We start from the raw sequence: 15,428 nt of genomic DNA on the forward strand, positions 1-15,428 counted from the left end.
CTCACTTGCCGCTCCCATCGCAGGGTCGGTCCGTTCCCCGTCCGGTTGTGCGGGTGGCCGGCCGCGCGGCGCCGAGCAGCCGGACCGGCCCGAACAGACCGGAACGGCGTTGCCCGGCGAACACCCCGGCGGTCGGTGTGGTGTCGCCCAGATACGGCGCGAGGGTGTTGCGCACGACCAGCTCCAGCCGGTTCGCGCCGGCGTGCAGCCACCGGTCGATCCGCACCCGGTACGGGGAAAGCAGCAGCTGCCCGACGGCCACGCCGTTCAGCCGGACCTCCACGGTGCCGCGCACCTCGCCGAGATCCAGCCAGGTCGGTTGGTCCGGGTCGAGCCCGGTCAGGGTCCGGGCGTAGCGCACCGCCCCGGAGTACGAACCGAGGCCGGCGTCGGCCCAGTCACCGAGGTCGATCTCACCGGGCCCGGTCCGGTACTCCACCGGCCCGGTCAGCGTCGCCCCACCGGCCGTGTCCACGGTGGACACCGCGAGCAGCGCCCGGCTCGCTCCCGGCGTGATCTCGACCTCGCCGTCGAGCACCGGCCGCTCGGTGCCGTCCAGCCAGACCCGGGCGGCACCGCGCACCGGTACGGTCATCCGCCGGGCGCCGGGCGGCAACCGGCACCGGAACCACTGGGTGCGCGGCGCGGCCGGCACCGACTCGACGGGGACCACCGGCAGGACCGCGCCGGGCGGCCGTCCGTCCAACCAACCGGCCCCGGGCAGCGGGTGCGGCCGCGGCCACAGGCAGCCGGTGCGCGGATCCAGCCACTGCTCCCGACGCACCCGCGGCGCGCCGATCGTCCAGTGCGGCGCAGACACCAGGTCCGCCCGGCCGGCGTCGGTGTCGATCGTCCCGTCCACCCACACCGCCGCACCGGCCGGGTCGGTGAACTCGACCACCAGCTCGTTCTCGCCGGCGACCAGCCGGTCGGCGACCTCGTATGGGCGCACCCGCACCGCACGGTTCTGCGCGTACGGGTCGAAGCCGCCGTGCCGGCCGATCCGCGCACCGTTGAGCCGGATCACCGCGGCGCCCTCGGTACCGATCTGCAGCACCGCGCGGCGGATCCGGCCGGGCAGCGTGAAGCGGTGCCCCACCGCCGCCGGCGACCGCGTCGGCACCAGCCACTCCGGCCGGCGCAACTGGTCCGGTTCGCGGGTCAGCGCCCACCACAGCCGCACCGCACCGTCCACATCGGACCGCACCTGCACGGTCAGTTCGTGGTGGCCGGCGCGAGCCGGGATCGGCTGGATGGTGAGGTACCCGTCTCCGGCGGCGGGCAGCACGACGCCGTCGAGCACCAGGCGGCGGGCACCCGGTGCGCCGACCGCGAGGTGCAGCCCGGTGCGCTGGCCGGTGTCGAGGCGAAAACCGGTGCGCAGCGCCACCCACTGCCCGGCACGCACGTTATCGACGTGCACGAACTCCTCGGGCACGTATCCCTTCGGGCCGAGCGTCGCGTGGTGGCGCGGATCGTCCGGGATGCCCCGGGACAGCGAGTACACCGCGGCCCGCCAGCCGGCTGCGGCGAGCTGCTCGGCGGTGTCGCACGGCCCGGCGACCGACCCGTACCGGCCGAACGTGGCGACGACCTGGTCCCAGCCGTCCGGCGGCAACCGTTCCGCGGTCACCTCCGGCCCGGTCTCCCGGTGTGCCAGCCGCCAGGTCTGCACCGGCGGGTCGGTCCGGCCCGCGGCCAGGTCACCCCACCGGTTGTCCAGCATGGGCTCGACCGTGGCGGTCCAGCGATTCGGCAACGTGGCGAGCACCCGCCCGGGCTGCGGGCCGGCCGCCGGCGCGGGCGTGCTCGCGCCGAACACCACCACCGCGGCGGGCCCGGACCCGAACGGCACCCGTACGGTGGCGCGGTCCCCGGCGACGAGCCGGTCCAGGGTGCTGCGGGTGCCGGCCGTCACGTCCCACAGCTGGGCGCGCCCCCAGCAGGCCGGTACCGAGAGGGTGGCGACGCGGTCGGCCCCGCACGGCCGGAAGGTGTAGCCGCGGTCGCGCATGGTGCGGGTGTACCGGTCGAAGTCGAAGAAGCGGTGCACGTCGAAGAACACCCAGTCGCCGTGCATCGGCTGCGCGGTACCGGTCCTCGCGTCGTGCGCGGTCAGCAGCACCAGCCGGGTGTCCCCGGCGCGCCGCACCAGCGTCGGCACGTCGCAGCGCACCGCCGCCTCCGCGGCGAGCCGACGGGCCAGTGCGGCCACCGGCCGGGTGGCCGATCCCGTGGGCCGCTGCCCGGACCGGGCGGCGGCGTTCTCGCCGGCGGCGTCCGCGGCGGCCGGGCCAGCCGACCCACCGGCGGGTTCGCCGGCCGGATCGGCAGGGGCCGGACAAGCGGGGGCACCGGCGGGTTCGCCGGCCGGCGCCTCGACCGGCGTCCTGGGTGTCTCGATCGTTCCGGCGGCGAGGGCGGCGGCGAACCGGGCCCAGCCCGGGCCGTTCGCCGGCAGCGCGCCGCGCGGCACGGTACCGACGCACGCGACCCGGCCGCCGCCGGCGGCCAGCTCGGCGAGCCGGCCGGCGGTGTCGTCGGTCAGCCACCCGCAGCCGGGCAGCAGCACCGTCCGGTACGTCTCGGTCGCGAGCCGCAGCACGCCGCCGGCGACCGTCCCGCCGGCGACGGCCGCATCGTCGACGACCTCGTGGTCCACCCCGGCGGCGGCCAGCGCACCCGGTACCTCGCGCAGCCAGGACGCCGATCCGTTCAACTGCAGGTACGCGTCCTGCGCGGCGCGCGCCGCCGGCAGCGCCCGGCCGTCGACGGTCAGCGCCGCCTGCACGGTGGCGGTGGGATGCAGCACCGCGACGTCGCACTCGTGGGTACCGGTGGACAGCAGCTCGCACAGCCGGGACACCAGCCGGGCGAACGCCGGGTACTGCGGCCAGTACGGCTGCCGCCAGCAGGTGGACGGCGGCGCCCACTCCCACCAGCCGGCCCTGGTCGCGTAGTAGACCGCGTGCGGGTCGTAGAGGGTGACGCCGGCCCGCAGCCACGGCAGCAGCCAGTCGAAGGTCTCCTCCAGCGTGCCGCCCCAGCCGCTGGAGTGGAACCCCTCCAGCCAGGTTTGGCTCCCGCCGTGCAGGTGCGACAGTCCACTGTGGATCTTCGGGTCGCCCCAGTGGTCGCTGCCCGGCGCACCGTACCGGCCGCCCAGCCGCGGGTAGTCCGCGTACAGCTCGGTCGAGCCGATCGGCTCGCCGGCCCGCGCCGGGTGCTGCTGGTCGTACCCGCAGGTCAGCCCGTGCCGCCGGTGCCAGTCCCGGAGCGGGACGAAGAACGCCTGGTCGGCCAGCTCCGCGCGGGTGCGCTGGTAGTCGTACCGGATCCGGGCGTGCTCGTCGCCGGCCCCGCCGAACAGGGCGGCGAGCCGGACCCCGGTCAGCCGGTAGCCGCGGCGCCGGGCGAACTCGGCGGCGAACCGCGCCGACCAGGTCGGCATCGCGGGCAGCTCGTCCTGGAAGGTGCCGACGATCACGTCGCCGAAGTACGCCCCGGCGTGTCGCTCGAACTCGCCGTGCACCCGGTCCAGCAGCGCGGCGCAGGCAGCCGGCTCGCAGTAGTCGAAACCGCGCCGCACCGCGTGGTACAGGGTCAGCGTCGCCTCGGTGCCCGCACCCGGCGGGGCGCCCGCCACCTCGGCACCCGCGCCGGCCGGGTCCACCGCGACCTCGGCCGTACCGTCCACGGTGGACAACGAGGCGGCCACCGGCACCGCACCCGGCGGGGCGGCCACCCGCAGCGCCCCGGTACCGGTCACGCTGGTGCGGCGCAGGTCCCAGCCGGCGAACGCCGGCTCCGCGCTGACCAGGTCGGCCTGCAGGTTCGCGCCGGAGAACCCGATCTGGTCGTAGCACCAGAGCCGGAAGCCGATCCGCCGCGCCTCGGCGCACACCCCGGTGAAGATCTGCCACCAGGCCGGCGAGGCGAACGGCGGATCGTCGGCGAGGCAACCGTGCAGCGGCCCGGACGGCGCCAGGTTCAGCACCACCGCGGCGCGCACCCCGCCGTCGTAGAGCCGGTGCAGCTGCCAGCGCAGCCGGTCGAGTTCCAGCCGGTCCCCCGACCACCACCAGATCGGCACCGGCCCGTAACCCAGGTCGGGGTCGGTCAGCGCGCGTTCCCAGTGCCGTACAGCCGAGTGCGTCATGCCGGTACCTCGCAGGTTTACCCGGGATGGCGGTGAGATGTCACGGTTCTGTTTCGCCAGGAAACGTAGTAGCGTCGCCGCCAACAGTTCAAGAGACGGAAAGAAAGTTCATGTAGATGAACTCGCTCCCGGATCCGGTGAAGTCCGCGCGGCGCGCGCTGGCCATCCTGGAGGTGCTGACCGAGCACGAGCAGCCGATGGGGTTCACCGCGCTCGCCGAACGGCTCGGCTATCCCAAGTCCAGCCTGCACGGCCTGCTGCGCACCCTGGTCGACTCCGGCTGGGCCGGCTTCGACGAGCAGACCCGGCGGTACTCGCTCGGCATCCGCACGCTGTCCGCCGGCAACGCGTACGGCCGGTCGCTGCCGCTGGCCGACCGCGCCCTGCCGCACATGCGCCGGATCTGCGCGGAGCTCAACGAGACGGTGCAGCTGGCCGTGCTCGACGGAGTGCACAACGTGTACGTGGCGAAGGTCGACGGCAACCAGGCGCTCGCGCTGGCCTCCGCGGTCGGCCGCCGGCTGCCGGCGCACACCACCGCGCTGGGCAAGGTACTGCTGGCCGGGCTGGCCGACACCGAGCTGACCCACCGGTTCACCGGCGTGCCCCTCACGGCGTTCACCGAGCACACCATCACCTCGCTGGCGGCGCTCGGCGAGCAGCTGCGCCAGGTGCGCCGGCGCGGCTACGGCACCGACACCGAGGAGTACACGGTCGGGGTCCGCTGCCTCGCCGTCCCGATCCGGGACGCCACCGGCCGGGTGGTCGCCGGGATGAGCGTCTCGGTGCCCACCATCCGGTTCCGCCGCGAGCTGCGCACCCGCGGCCTGGAACTGTTGCGCGAGGCCGGATCCGGGCTCTCGGCCGAGCTCGGCTTCGACGCCGACCAACCGAGGAGGACGACCACGTGAGCCGCTACCAGGTGGACCTGCTGTCGATGGGCCGTGGCGACGTACCGGGCCCGGAGGCCTACTGGATGAGCCGGTGGGACGAGTGGATCCCGCTCCGGTTCCAGGCCGCGCTGATCCGCGGCGGCGGGGTCACCGCGCTGGTCAACACCGGCCCGGCGGCCGATCTGGGCCCGATGAACGAGAAGTGGACGCAGGTTCTCGGCCCCCGCGCGGTGCTGCGCCGCGAACCCGGCGAGTACATCGTGGACGCCCTCGCCGCGCGCGGCGTCACCCCGGACGAGGTCACGCACGTGCTGCTCACCCCGCTCCAGCTGTACACGGTGAGCAACGTGCCGCTGTTCACCGAGGCGCAGATCTGCCTCACCGAGCGGGGATGGTGCCACTTCCACACCACCCACCAGCACCCGCACGACGACCGCGCCACCTCGATCCCGGACGACATCCTGGTGCACCTGGTCACCGAGGCCTGGCCGCGGGTGCGGCTGCTCGCCGACGAGGACGAGGTCGCGCCGGGGCTGCGCACCTGGTTCAGCGGCGGGCACCACCGGGCGTCGATGGTCGTCGAGGCGGACACCGCCACCGGCACCGCGGCCATCTCCGACACCTACTTCCTGCTGGACAACGTGCTCGCCGACCACCCGATCGGGATCAGCGAGAACATCGACGAATGCCGGTCCAGCTACCAGCGGGTCCGTCGCAGCGCGGCGCACATCCTGCCGCTGTACGACCCGGCGAACTTCGACCGGTACCCCGGCGGGCGGGTCGGATGAAGCCACCCCCGTGCATCGACAGGAGGCGCCGGCCATGACCGACGAAGCGCAGCGGGTACTGGTCACCGGGGCGGCCCGCGGCATCGGCCGCGCCACCGCGGTACGGTTCGGCCGCGACGGCGCCCGGGTGGCGATCAACTACCCGCCCGGCGAGCGCGAGCACGCCGAGCACACCGCCGAGCTGGTCACCGCGGCCGGCGGAGACCCGTACCCGGTGGCCGCCGACGTCGCCGACCCGACCCAGGTGGCCGCCATGGCCGAGGCGGTGCACGCCGAGTTCGGGCCGCTGGACGTGCTGGTCAACAACGCCGGAATCTGCCCGTTCGCCGACTTCTTCGACATCGACGTCGAGCTGTGGGACCGCACCCACCAGGTGAACCTGCGCGGCGTGTTCCTGGTGACCCAGGCGTTCACCCGGCAGATGGTCGCCGCCGGCCGCGGCGGGCGCGTCGTGTCGGTGTCCTCGATCTCGGCCTGGGTGGGCGGTTCGCACCAGGTGCACTACTGCGCCACCAAGGCCGGCATCAGCTCGCTGATGAAGAGCCTCGCGATCGTGTTGGCGCCGCACGGCATCACCTGCAACGCGGTCCTGCCCGGCACGGTGGAGACCGACATCAACCGCGAGGACCTGGCCCGCCCCGGCAAGCGGGAGATGTTCGCCCAGCGCATCCCGGTCGGCCACACCGGCGTACCCGACGACATCGCCGGCGCGATCTGGCTGCTGACCCGGCCGGAGGCCGGCTACGTCAACGGCGCCGAGCTGCTCGTCGACGGCGGCATGTTCGTCAACCTGCAATGACGGTACCGACCCGATGCCGTTCGGGTCGGCGCGAAACGGAGGCCAGGCTTGCGCGCACTGGTGTTGGACGACTTCTGGAACCTGACGGTCGAGCAGCGCCCCGACCCGGTGCCGGGGCCCGGCGAGGTGGTGCTGCGCATCGCCGCGACCGGCATCTGCGGTTCGGACCTGCACGGGTTCACCGGTGACAACGGCCGGCGCCAACCGGGCCAGGTGATGGGCCACGAGACCGCCGGTACGGTGGAGTCCGTCGGCGCCGGCGTCGACCTGGCGGTGGGCACCCCGGCCACCGCCTATCCGGTGCTCGCCTGCGGCGAGTGTGCCGCCTGCCGCGGCGGCCGGTCGCAGATCTGCGCCCGGCGCACCGTCATCGGCGTCGACCCGCACCGCAGCGCGGCGTTCGCCGACCGGCTGCTGCTGCCGGCCGCCAACGTGGTACCGCTGCCGGCCGGGATGCCGCTGCCGCACGGCGCGCTGGTCGAACCGCTCGCGGTCGGCTACCACGCGGCCTGCCGAGGCTCGGTCGGCGCCGGCGACCGGGTGCTCGTCCTCGGCGGCGGCCCGATCGGGCAGGCGGTCGCGCTCGCCGCGAAGCGGCTCGGCGCGGCCTGGATCGTCGTGACCGAGCCGGATCCTGGCCGCCGCACCCTGGTCGACGCGCTCGGCGTGGCCACGGTGGAGCCGGACGGCGCGCTCGACACGTTGGACGCGCCGGCGAGCGTCGCGATCGACGCGGTCGGGGTCGACGCCACCGTCGCGGAGGCGCTCGCGGCGACCGAGCCCGGCGCCCGGGTCGTCCTGGTCGGCATGGGCGCGCCGCGGCTCGACCTCGCCGCGTACCCGATCAGCACCGCGGAACGCAGCCTGATCGGCAGCTTCTGCTACACCGCCGAGGAGTTCGCGGCCACCGCGGCGTGGGCCGGCACCGTACCGGAGTTGCTCGCGCCGCTGATCTCCGCGCAGGTGCCGCTGGCCGAGGCGGCGGACGCGTTCACCCGGCTGGCCCGGGACGGCAGTGCGGCGAGCAAGATCCTGGTCCGCTTCGACGAGGAGGGCTGAGATGGCCGCCCCCACGATCACCGACATCCGGGCGTACGTGCTGCGCGGCGGCGGCGCGGACTACCACGACCAGGACGGTCCACACTGGATCGACGACCACATCGCCACCCCGATGGCCCGCTACCCCGGCTACCGCGAGTCGCGGCAGAGCTTCGGGCTCAACGTGCTCGGCACCCTGGTCGTGGTGGTCGAGGCGAGCGACGGCAGCTCCGGGTTCGCGGTCACCACCGGCGGCGAGCCCGCCGCCTGGATCGTCGAGAAGCACCTGTCCCGGTTCGTGCTCGGCGCCACGGTCACCGACCTGTCCCGGATCTGGGACCAGATGTACTCGTCCACCCTGTTCTATGGCCGCAAGGGACTGGTGCTCAACGCGATCAGCGGCGTCGACCTGGCGCTGTGGGACCTGCTCGGGCACGTCCGCGCCGAACCGGTGTACGCGATGATCGGCGGTGCGGTCCGCGACGAGCAGCCGTGCTACGCCACCGGCGCCCGGCCCGATCTCGCGGTGGAGTTCGGGTTCCTGGGCGGCAAGCTGCCACTGCACCACGGCCCGGCCGAGGGCGCCGACGGCTTCGCGGCGAACCTGCGGTTGCTGGCCGAGATGCGCGCCGCGACGGGCCCGGATGCCTGGCTCGCCTACGACTGCTGGATGTCGCTGGACGCCGACTACGCGATCCGGCTGGCGCACGCCGCCGCCGAGCACGGGCTGCGCTGGCTGGAGGAGCCGCTGCCACCGGACGACTACTGGGGTTACGCGGCCGTCCGCAAGGCGCTGCCGCCCGGCATGCTGCTGACCACCGGCGAGCACGAGGCGACCCGGTGGGGTTTCCGGCTGCTGGCCGAGATGGGCTGCGCGGACATCCTGCAACCCGACGTCGGCTGGTGTGGCGGGCTGACCGAGCTGCTGCGGATCAGCGCGCTCGCCGACGCGCACGGCCTGCTCGTGGTGCCGCACGGGTCGAGCGTGTACTCGTACCATTTCGCGTTCGGGCAGCACAACAGTCCGTTCTCGGAGTTCCTGATGATGGCGCCGGCGGCCGACGAGGTGATCCCGATGTTCCACCCGCAGCTGCTCGGTGAGCCGGTACCCGAGCACGGCAGGCTGCGCATCGGCCAACTCGACGCGCCCGGGTTCGGCGTGACGCTCGACCCCGGCCTCGCGCTGGCCCGGCCGTACAGGCGGGAGTGACCGTCCGGTGTGGGCTCAGCGCCGGGTGGCGCGCAGGCTGGTGGCGGTGACCACCGCGAGGACGGCGACGATGACCACCAGCGACAGCCAGGTCGGGATCCCCGGCACCGCCGGCACGAGCGTGTGCACGTAGTGCAGGATCAGCTTGACGCCGATGAACACCAGGATCACCGCAAGACCGTAGTGCAGGTGCACCAACCGGTCCAGCAGCCCGATCAGCAGGAAGTAGAGCGCGCGCAACCCCAGCAGGGCGAACGCGTTCGCGGTGAACACCAGGTAGGCGCTCTCGGTGATGCCGAAGATGGCCGGGATCGAGTCGAGCGCGAACACCAGGTCGACCGACAGGATCGTCACCGCGACGAGGAACAGCGGCGTCGCGACCCGCCGCCCGTTGCGGCGCACCAGCAGCCGGGACCCCGCGTACTCCTCGGTGACCGGCATGATGCGGCGCAGCAGCCGCACCGCCCGCGAGTTGAGCACGTCCGGTTCGTTCTGCTGGGGCCGCAGCAGCCGGATCCCGGTGTAGAGCAGGAAGGCGCCGAACACCACGAACGTGACGGCGAACTGGCTGATCACCGCGGCGCCGACGGCGATGAACGCACCGCGCAGCACCAGCGCCCCGACCACCCCGATCAGCAGCGCGCGCTGCTGGTGCTCGGGCGGCACCGCGAACCGGCCGAGGATGAGCGCGAAGATGAACAGGTTGTCGACCGACAGGCTCTTCTCCACCAGGAAGCCGGTGAAGAACTCGGCGCCGGGTTCCCTACCAGCGAACAGCAGCACACCCAGCCCGAAGACCAGCGCGCCGGTCAGGTAGATCGCCGACCAGGTCACCGCCTCGCGGAAGCCGACCGGGTGCGGGCTGCGGGCATGCCACACGTCGACGCCGATCAGCACCGCGATGCCCAGCACGGTGGCCAACCACACCCAGACCGGGACGGCCATCGTCACTCCCCCCGCATCCCCAGGTCACCCAGTATGCGGGAGGAACGATCAAGCGCCCAGCGGCGCGCGGGTCAGCGGAGGCGGCCGGTACTGCCGCGCCGGCACGGGCCCCGGCCGTACGAGGGCTGCGCCGAGCGCGGTGCGCGCCGACTGCCGGGCGCGCCGCAGGCCCGACCGGCGGGCTTGACCGGCTGCCCCGACGGGCGGCGTTGCGCGGGCGCCACGGCCGGCGCGGCGCCCTCGGCGGACAGCAGGCCGCGCAGCTCGCGCAGGGTACGGGACAGGATGCCGGACACGTGCGCCTGCGAGATGCCGAGCTTCTCGGCGATCTCCTGCTGGGTGAGCTCGTCCAGGAACCGCATCCGGATGATGGCCTGCTCCCGGCCGGGCAGCGTGGTCAGCGCCTCGGCGAGGGCCAGCCGATCGACGACCGCGTCGATCCCGGGGTCGGCACCGGGCAGCTGCTCGACCAGCGGCGCCTCCGCCGCACCCGTCGCGCCGTCCAGCGACACGGCCATGTACGCGCGAAACGCCGCCATCGCGTGCCCGACCTGCTCGACCGGCTCGCCGACGCTGTCGGCGAGTTCGCCGACGCTCGGCGAACGTCCGAGCCGGGCGCACAGCGCCTCGGCGGCATGGTGGGTGCGCAGCGCGAGTTCCTGCAACCGGCGCGGCGGGCGCACCGCCCAGGCCCGGTCCCGCAGGTAGCGGCGCAGTTCGCCGGTGATGGTCGGCACCGCGTAGGCGACGAACCTGCCCAGCTGCGGGCGGTAACCGTCGACCGACTTGATCAGGCCGGTCGCGGCGACCTGCCGCAGGTCCTCCAGCGGCACGCCGAGCCCGCGGTAGCGCCGGGCCAGCCGGTCGGCCAGCGGCAGCAACGACTCGATGACCGCGGCACGAGCCGCGGCGCGGTCACCGCCGGCGGCCTGCGCCAGCGCCTGCACCCGGGCAGTGGGCCCGTCGCCGTCGGCATCACCGGCACACTGCTCGGTCTCGCTTACCGTCACGTCCCCCACCGAATCCCCGTCGGCCACGCGCGCGGTGGCACCCCACGCGTCAGGTCGGCGACTAGCGCCCCACGACGCCGCACCACAGGTGGGCGGCGCCGCCCGCTCGGTGTCACGACCGCGCGTGGCGGGCCACGGCGCGGCAGTCTTGCACTGACTGCAAACTATCGAAACCTTGCAGCCGCTGCAAAGATATTGGCCAAGATGGCACTGGTCACAGCGTCGCCACCGGGCGCCGCCCGGGAACGGATCCGGCCCCCGGCGCGACGACCACGGTACGGGCGCCGCCCGGCTCGGTGGCGGCCCGGCGCTCGGTGGAGGTGAGGCGCGGATGAGCATCATTCGGGGCCGGCGGGCACACCGGAAGATGGCGACCCGGGACGCGTTGCAGCGCGCCGCGCTGGAACTGGTCCGTGGCCGCGACCCGGACTCGGTCACGGTCGAGGAGATCTGCGCCCGGGCGGGCGTGTCGCCCCGAACCTTCTTCAACTACTTCACCAGCAAGGAAGAAGCGCTGATCGACTGGGACGCCGAGATCGACGCGTTCGTCACCAGCGCGGTGGCCAAGCGCCCGGCGTCCGAGTCCCCGGTAGGGGCGATCCGGGCGGTGCTCGGCTCGGCCGTGGCCGACGCGATGGGCATGGACCTGTGGCAGGACCGGCTCGAACTGATCCGGGAACAGCCGGGGTTGATCGGCCGGTTCGTCGCGGTGATGGGGTCGGTGCAGCGGGCGCTCGCGGCCGGCGTGGCGCGCCGTACCGGCCTGGCCTCCGACCACCTGTACGTGGAGCTGACCGCCGCGGCGTCGGTGGCGGCGATCCGTACCGCAATCCAGGCCTGGACCGACGCGCCGGACGGGACCGACCCGGCCCGGTTGATCGACGACGCGTTCGCCTACCTGGAGTCCGGGCTGGTGCCGCCGCACGGCGACGGGTGAGCCGCAGCGCTGCCCGGAAAGCTCCGGATGCCTATTGTTTCGTGAAAATCAGTGCCATAATCGCCCGCGGATCGGTGAACGGCAGGTAACCGACAGGAGGGCGACAGATGGACAGCGCACCAACATCCGGTCGACCGGCGGGCTGGCGCCGGCACCGGCGACGCACCGCGATCGCCGCGGCCGCCGTCGCGGTACTGACCGGCGCGGCGCTCACGTCCGCCGCCGCCTCCGGCGAGACCGCGCATCCGTCCTGGTCGCACTCCCCCGCACACACCGCGACGCCGATCAAGCACGTGGTGGTCATCTTCGACGAGAACATCTCGTTCGACCACTACTTCGGCACCTACCCGTACGCGACCAACGCCGACGGCACCCCGTTCCACCCGAAGAAGCACACCCCGAAGGTGGACGGCCTGTCGCCAAAGCTGCGCAAGCACAACCCGAACCAGTACAACCCGAAGCGGCTGTCCCCCGACCACGCGCTCACCTGCGACCAGAACCACTCGTACGGACCGGAGCAGCAGGCGTACGACGGCGGCAGGGCCGACAGGTTCGTCGAGTACACCGAGAAGGACACCTGCACCGGGCAGCCGATCCTGTTCGGCGAGCCGGGCCTGGTGATGGACTACTACGACGGCAACACGGTCACCGCGATGTGGAACTACGCCCAGCGGTACTCGATGGCCGACCACTCGTTCGACGCGATCTTCGGCCCGTCCACGCCGGGTGCGATCGACCTGGTGTCCGGCCAGACGCACGGCGTGTACGCGGTGGACCCGGTGACGCACCAGAAGGTCGGCGACCCGTTCGTGCACTCCCCCGACGCCAACGGGGTCGGCACCATGATCAGCGACCCGGACCCGGCGTTCGACGACTGCTCGGACCGCAACCACACCGCGGACGAGAACCTCGCGGTGATGACCGGGGACAACATCGGTGACCGGCTCAACGCCAAGGGAGTCACCTGGGGCTGGTTCCAGGGCGGCTTCCGACCGACCGGCACGGCCAACGGGTACGCGGTCTGCGGTGCCACGCACGCCAACGTGGGCGGCAACCAGGTGGTCGACTACACGCCGCACCACGAGCCGTTCCAGTACTACGAGTCGACGTCGAACCCGAAGCACCTGCCGCCGTCCTCGGTCACCGCGATCGGGCACACCGACCAGGCGAACCACCAGTACGACCTGAGCGACTTCCACGCGGCGCTGGGCGCGGGCAACCTGCCGGCGGTCAGCTTCCTGAAGGCGCCGGCGTCCCAGAACGGGCACGCCGGCAACTCCGATCCGCTGGACGAGCAGCGCTTCCTCGCCTCGACGCTGAACGACATCCAGTCGGCGAAGCAGTGGTCCTCCACCGCCGTGGTCATCGCCTACGACGACTCGGACGGCTGGTACGACCACGTGTCGCCGCCGATCGTCAACGGCTCCGCCGACGCCGGCCAGGACCAGCCGATGTGCCTGGCCAAGCCGGCGGCGGGCGGCTACTCGGACCGGTGCGGCTACGGTGCGCGGCTGCCGATGCTGGTGCTCTCGCCGTACGCGAAGCGCAACTACGTCGACCACACCCGGCTGGACCAGACCTCGATCCTGCGGTTCATCGAGGACAACTGGCACACCGGGCGGATCGGTGACCACTCGTACGACGCGCTGGCCGCACCGCTGACCGGCATGCTCGACTTCCGGCACCGGCCCGACCCGCGCCCGCTGCTGCTCGATCCGGACACCGGCGCGGCGAAACGCTGACCCGGCACGTCGCACGGGGCGGTCCCGACCGAGGACCGCCCCGGTTTCGTCGGGTCAGGCGCTGGCGTGGTCGGCGACCCGGTCGACCGCCTCGCGCTTGGCGGTCCGCAGCCAGTCGCGCACGCCGATCAGCACCAGCACCGCGAAGACGACGTAGACGGCGGCGGAGAAGTACAGGTGGGAGTGGATCTGCAGCGGCACGCCGACCGCGTCGACCGCGAGCCACACCAGCCAGAACTCCACCAGCCCGAGGCCCTGCCCGGCGAAGGCGACCACGGTTCCGACGAAGATCCAGGCGTCCGGCCACGGCGCCCAGGACGCGTTCAGCACGTCGAGCAGCACCGCGACGCCGACCGTTCCGGCCGCGAGGACGGCGGCGAGGACGGCCCGTTCGCGCCAGGTCGCGGTGCGCACCAGCACCCCGTGTACCGGGTCGCGGCGGCGGGACCAGGCCCACCAGCCGTAGGCGGAGATCGCCAGGATGACGACCTGCCGGGCGGCGAGCCCGCCCAGGTCGGCCGAGGTGTACACGACGAACAGCAGCACCGTGGCGAGCACCTGGACCGGCCAGGTCCACAGGGTGCGCCGCTGCGCCAGGAACACCACCGCGAGGGCGGCGAGCTGGCCCAGGATCTCCGCGTACGAGATGCGTTGGCCGAGGATGGTGACGCCGTACTGCATCAGGCCGTGCCCCATCGGAGCCCCTTCCTGCGCCGGGGCATCCTGGACGCACGGCGGACGGCTCGGTGCACCGCCAGCCGCGTGCGCGTCCTCCCATCCGGACTGTCACCGTCGGTACCGGAGTTTCACCGGTTCAATCGCCGACACTGATCGGCGAGTCGCGGACTGTCACCGCCGGTTCGGACTTTCACCGAGCCCCGGAGCGCATGCTCTGTCTGCGACCAACCCTTTCATGCCGCCGGTTGTTCCGTTCCCCGATGTGACCGACCCGACCGCTTGACCGGCCAGCACCCGGCCAGTTAGTCTCTGCGCAGATCATCTACGCGGAGATCAGGAGACGACGATGTGGCAGCACGAGTACGTGGGTACGACGGTGGCGGCTCCGGAGCAGGTCTGGCGGGTGCTGCGCGATCTCGACCACTGGGCCGACTGGGACACCTCGATGGAGTCGGTTCGGCTGGACGGCGAGTTCCGGGTCGGCTCCCGGGTGGTGATGAACCCGGTCGGCCAGGACCCCATCACATCGACCATCGCCGAGATCACCGACGGCGTGGCCTACGCGGACGTCACCGAGTTCGGCGGGGTCACTTTGCGGTTCCGGCACTCGCTGGAGCCGCTGGAGTCCGGCGGTACCCGGGTGCGGCACCGGCTGGAGATCACCGGCGCGGCGTCCGACACGCTCGGGCCACAGCTCGGCCCGCAGATCACCGAGGACTTCCCGGCGGCGATGGCCGGGCTGCTCGCGCTGGCCGAGAAGTGACCACCGCCGAGCCGCCGGCGAGCCGCTTCCCGGGCGGTGCCGCCGACAGCCCCGGGTTCCTGCTGTGGCGGTTGACCCTCGACTGGCAGCGGGCCGTGACCGCGGCACTCGCCGAGTACCAGCTGACCCACGTGCAGTTCGTGCTGCTGGCGTGCGCGTGGTGGCTGGACGAGCACGGCGAGGCGCCGAACCAGCTGCGACTGGCCCGGCAGGCCGGTACCGACGTCAAGATGACCTCGCAGGTGGTGCGGAAGCTGGAGGCGAAGGGGCTGCTGGTCCGCGAGGTCGATCCGGCCGACAGCCGGGCCCGCCGGCTCCGGCTCACCGCCACTGGTACCGAGGTCGCCCGGCACGCGGTCGGTGCGGTCGAGGCGGTCGACGCGGAGTTCTTCGGCCCGGACGAGGCCGCCGCGGCCCGGCTGCTGTCCCGGATGCTGCGTCGCCGTCCGGACCGGCACTCCTGACC

Annotated in this window: 13 protein-coding genes and 1 riboswitch; of the genes, 9 read left to right on the forward strand and 4 right to left on the reverse strand. The window is 73.2% G+C overall.

Annotation, left to right across the window (positions count from 1 at the left end):
• Window position 1: 1 nt before the first annotated feature.
• Entirely contained in the window at window positions 2-4,159 is a 4,158-nt protein-coding gene (locus tag Athai_RS14880; protein WP_203962039.1) for a hypothetical protein, read from the reverse strand.
• A gap of 116 nt (window positions 4,160-4,275) precedes the next feature.
• Between Athai_RS14880 and Athai_RS14885 the strand changes: the two genes are divergently transcribed.
• From Athai_RS14885 to rhmD, 5 genes are read left to right on the forward strand one after another with little or no spacing between them, the layout of a single operon-like run.
• Complete coding sequence (locus Athai_RS14885) at window positions 4,276-5,070, forward strand: IclR family transcriptional regulator (protein ID WP_203962040.1); 795 nt, start codon at window positions 4,276-4,278, stop codon at window positions 5,068-5,070.
• On the forward strand, window positions 5,067-5,840 hold the full coding sequence (locus Athai_RS14890) for an MBL fold metallo-hydrolase (protein ID WP_203962041.1): 774 nt from the start codon (window positions 5,067-5,069) through the stop codon (window positions 5,838-5,840). Before Athai_RS14885 ends, Athai_RS14890 begins: the two co-directional genes overlap by 4 nt.
• Before the next feature lie 34 nt (window positions 5,841-5,874).
• The gene (locus tag Athai_RS14895; RefSeq protein ID WP_203962042.1) at window positions 5,875-6,639 is read left to right on the forward strand and encodes an SDR family NAD(P)-dependent oxidoreductase; all 765 of its coding nucleotides are present in this window, start codon (window positions 5,875-5,877) and stop codon (window positions 6,637-6,639) included.
• Between the two features lie 48 nt (window positions 6,640-6,687).
• Window positions 6,688-7,698 carry a zinc-dependent alcohol dehydrogenase gene (locus Athai_RS14900; RefSeq protein ID WP_203962043.1) on the forward strand — a complete coding sequence of 337 codons (1,011 nt, stop codon included), beginning with the start codon at window positions 6,688-6,690 and terminating at the stop codon, window positions 7,696-7,698.
• A 1-nt stretch (window position 7,699) separates the two neighbouring features.
• Window positions 7,700-8,887: an L-rhamnonate dehydratase gene (rhmD, locus tag Athai_RS14905; protein WP_203962044.1), complete on the forward strand. Its 1,188-nt coding sequence runs from the start codon at window positions 7,700-7,702 to the stop codon at window positions 8,885-8,887.
• Window positions 8,888-8,902: 15 nt separating this feature from the next.
• On the opposite strand, the gene Athai_RS14910 is transcribed toward rhmD, so the two are convergent.
• On the reverse strand, window positions 8,903-9,832 hold the full coding sequence (locus tag Athai_RS14910) for a TerC/Alx family metal homeostasis membrane protein (RefSeq protein ID WP_203962045.1): 930 nt from the start codon (window positions 9,830-9,832) through the stop codon (window positions 8,903-8,905).
• A 71-nt stretch (window positions 9,833-9,903) separates the two neighbouring features.
• Window positions 9,904-10,842 (reverse strand): sigma-70 family RNA polymerase sigma factor, encoded by a 939-nt coding sequence (locus Athai_RS14915; protein WP_203962046.1) that lies wholly within the window; start codon window positions 10,840-10,842, stop codon window positions 9,904-9,906.
• 331 nt (window positions 10,843-11,173) lie between these two features.
• On the opposite strand from Athai_RS14915, the gene Athai_RS14920 reads away from it, so the two are divergent.
• Window positions 11,174-11,779 (forward strand): acyl-CoA-like ligand-binding transcription factor, encoded by a 606-nt coding sequence (locus Athai_RS14920; RefSeq protein ID WP_203962047.1) that lies wholly within the window; start codon window positions 11,174-11,176, stop codon window positions 11,777-11,779.
• Between the two features lie 107 nt (window positions 11,780-11,886).
• The gene (locus Athai_RS14925; protein WP_203962048.1) at window positions 11,887-13,521 is read left to right on the forward strand and encodes a phospholipase C; all 1,635 of its coding nucleotides are present in this window, start codon (window positions 11,887-11,889) and stop codon (window positions 13,519-13,521) included.
• A 54-nt stretch (window positions 13,522-13,575) separates the two neighbouring features.
• On the opposite strand, the gene Athai_RS14930 is transcribed toward Athai_RS14925, so the two are convergent.
• Complete coding sequence (locus Athai_RS14930) at window positions 13,576-14,217, reverse strand: nicotinamide mononucleotide transporter family protein (RefSeq protein WP_203962049.1); 642 nt, start codon at window positions 14,215-14,217, stop codon at window positions 13,576-13,578.
• A 66-nt stretch (window positions 14,218-14,283) separates the two neighbouring features.
• A riboswitch (FMN riboswitch) is annotated at window positions 14,284-14,410 on the reverse strand.
• Between the two features lie 135 nt (window positions 14,411-14,545).
• Between Athai_RS14930 and Athai_RS14935 the strand changes: the two genes are divergently transcribed.
• Window positions 14,546-14,962 carry an SRPBCC family protein gene (locus tag Athai_RS14935; RefSeq protein ID WP_203962050.1) on the forward strand — a complete coding sequence of 139 codons (417 nt, stop codon included), beginning with the start codon at window positions 14,546-14,548 and terminating at the stop codon, window positions 14,960-14,962.
• Window positions 14,959-15,426, forward strand: coding sequence for a MarR family winged helix-turn-helix transcriptional regulator (locus Athai_RS14940; protein WP_203962051.1), 468 nt, complete (start codon window positions 14,959-14,961; stop codon window positions 15,424-15,426). The genes Athai_RS14935 and Athai_RS14940 overlap by 4 nt, the downstream gene beginning before the upstream one ends.
• Window positions 15,427-15,428 lie beyond the last annotated feature (2 nt).

The sequence above is a fragment of the Actinocatenispora thailandica genome, from assembly GCF_016865425.1.
GTDB lineage: Bacteria > Actinomycetota > Actinomycetes > Mycobacteriales > Micromonosporaceae > Actinocatenispora > Actinocatenispora thailandica.

What these genes read in the sequence shown, in the direction of transcription:
- Athai_RS14925 (WP_203962048.1), top strand. Translation starts at nt 11,887, where the DNA reads ATGGACAGCGCACCAACATCCGGTCGACCGGCGGGCTGGCGCCGGCAC.
- rhmD (WP_203962044.1), top strand. Translation starts at nt 7,700, where the DNA reads ATGGCCGCCCCCACGATCACCGACATCCGGGCGTACGTGCTGCGCGGC.
- Athai_RS14935 (WP_203962050.1), top strand. Translation starts at nt 14,546, where the DNA reads ATGTGGCAGCACGAGTACGTGGGTACGACGGTGGCGGCTCCGGAGCAG.
- Athai_RS14880 (WP_203962039.1), bottom strand. Translation starts at nt 4,159, where the DNA reads ATGACGCACTCGGCTGTACGGCACTGGGAACGCGCGCTGACCGACCCC.
- Athai_RS14920 (WP_203962047.1), top strand. Translation starts at nt 11,174, where the DNA reads ATGAGCATCATTCGGGGCCGGCGGGCACACCGGAAGATGGCGACCCGG.
- Athai_RS14910 (WP_203962045.1), bottom strand. Translation starts at nt 9,832, where the DNA reads ATGGCCGTCCCGGTCTGGGTGTGGTTGGCCACCGTGCTGGGCATCGCG.
- Athai_RS14895 (WP_203962042.1), top strand. Translation starts at nt 5,875, where the DNA reads ATGACCGACGAAGCGCAGCGGGTACTGGTCACCGGGGCGGCCCGCGGC.
- Athai_RS14930 (WP_203962049.1), bottom strand. Translation starts at nt 14,217, where the DNA reads ATGGGGCACGGCCTGATGCAGTACGGCGTCACCATCCTCGGCCAACGC.
- Athai_RS14885 (WP_203962040.1), top strand. Translation starts at nt 4,276, where the DNA reads ATGAACTCGCTCCCGGATCCGGTGAAGTCCGCGCGGCGCGCGCTGGCC.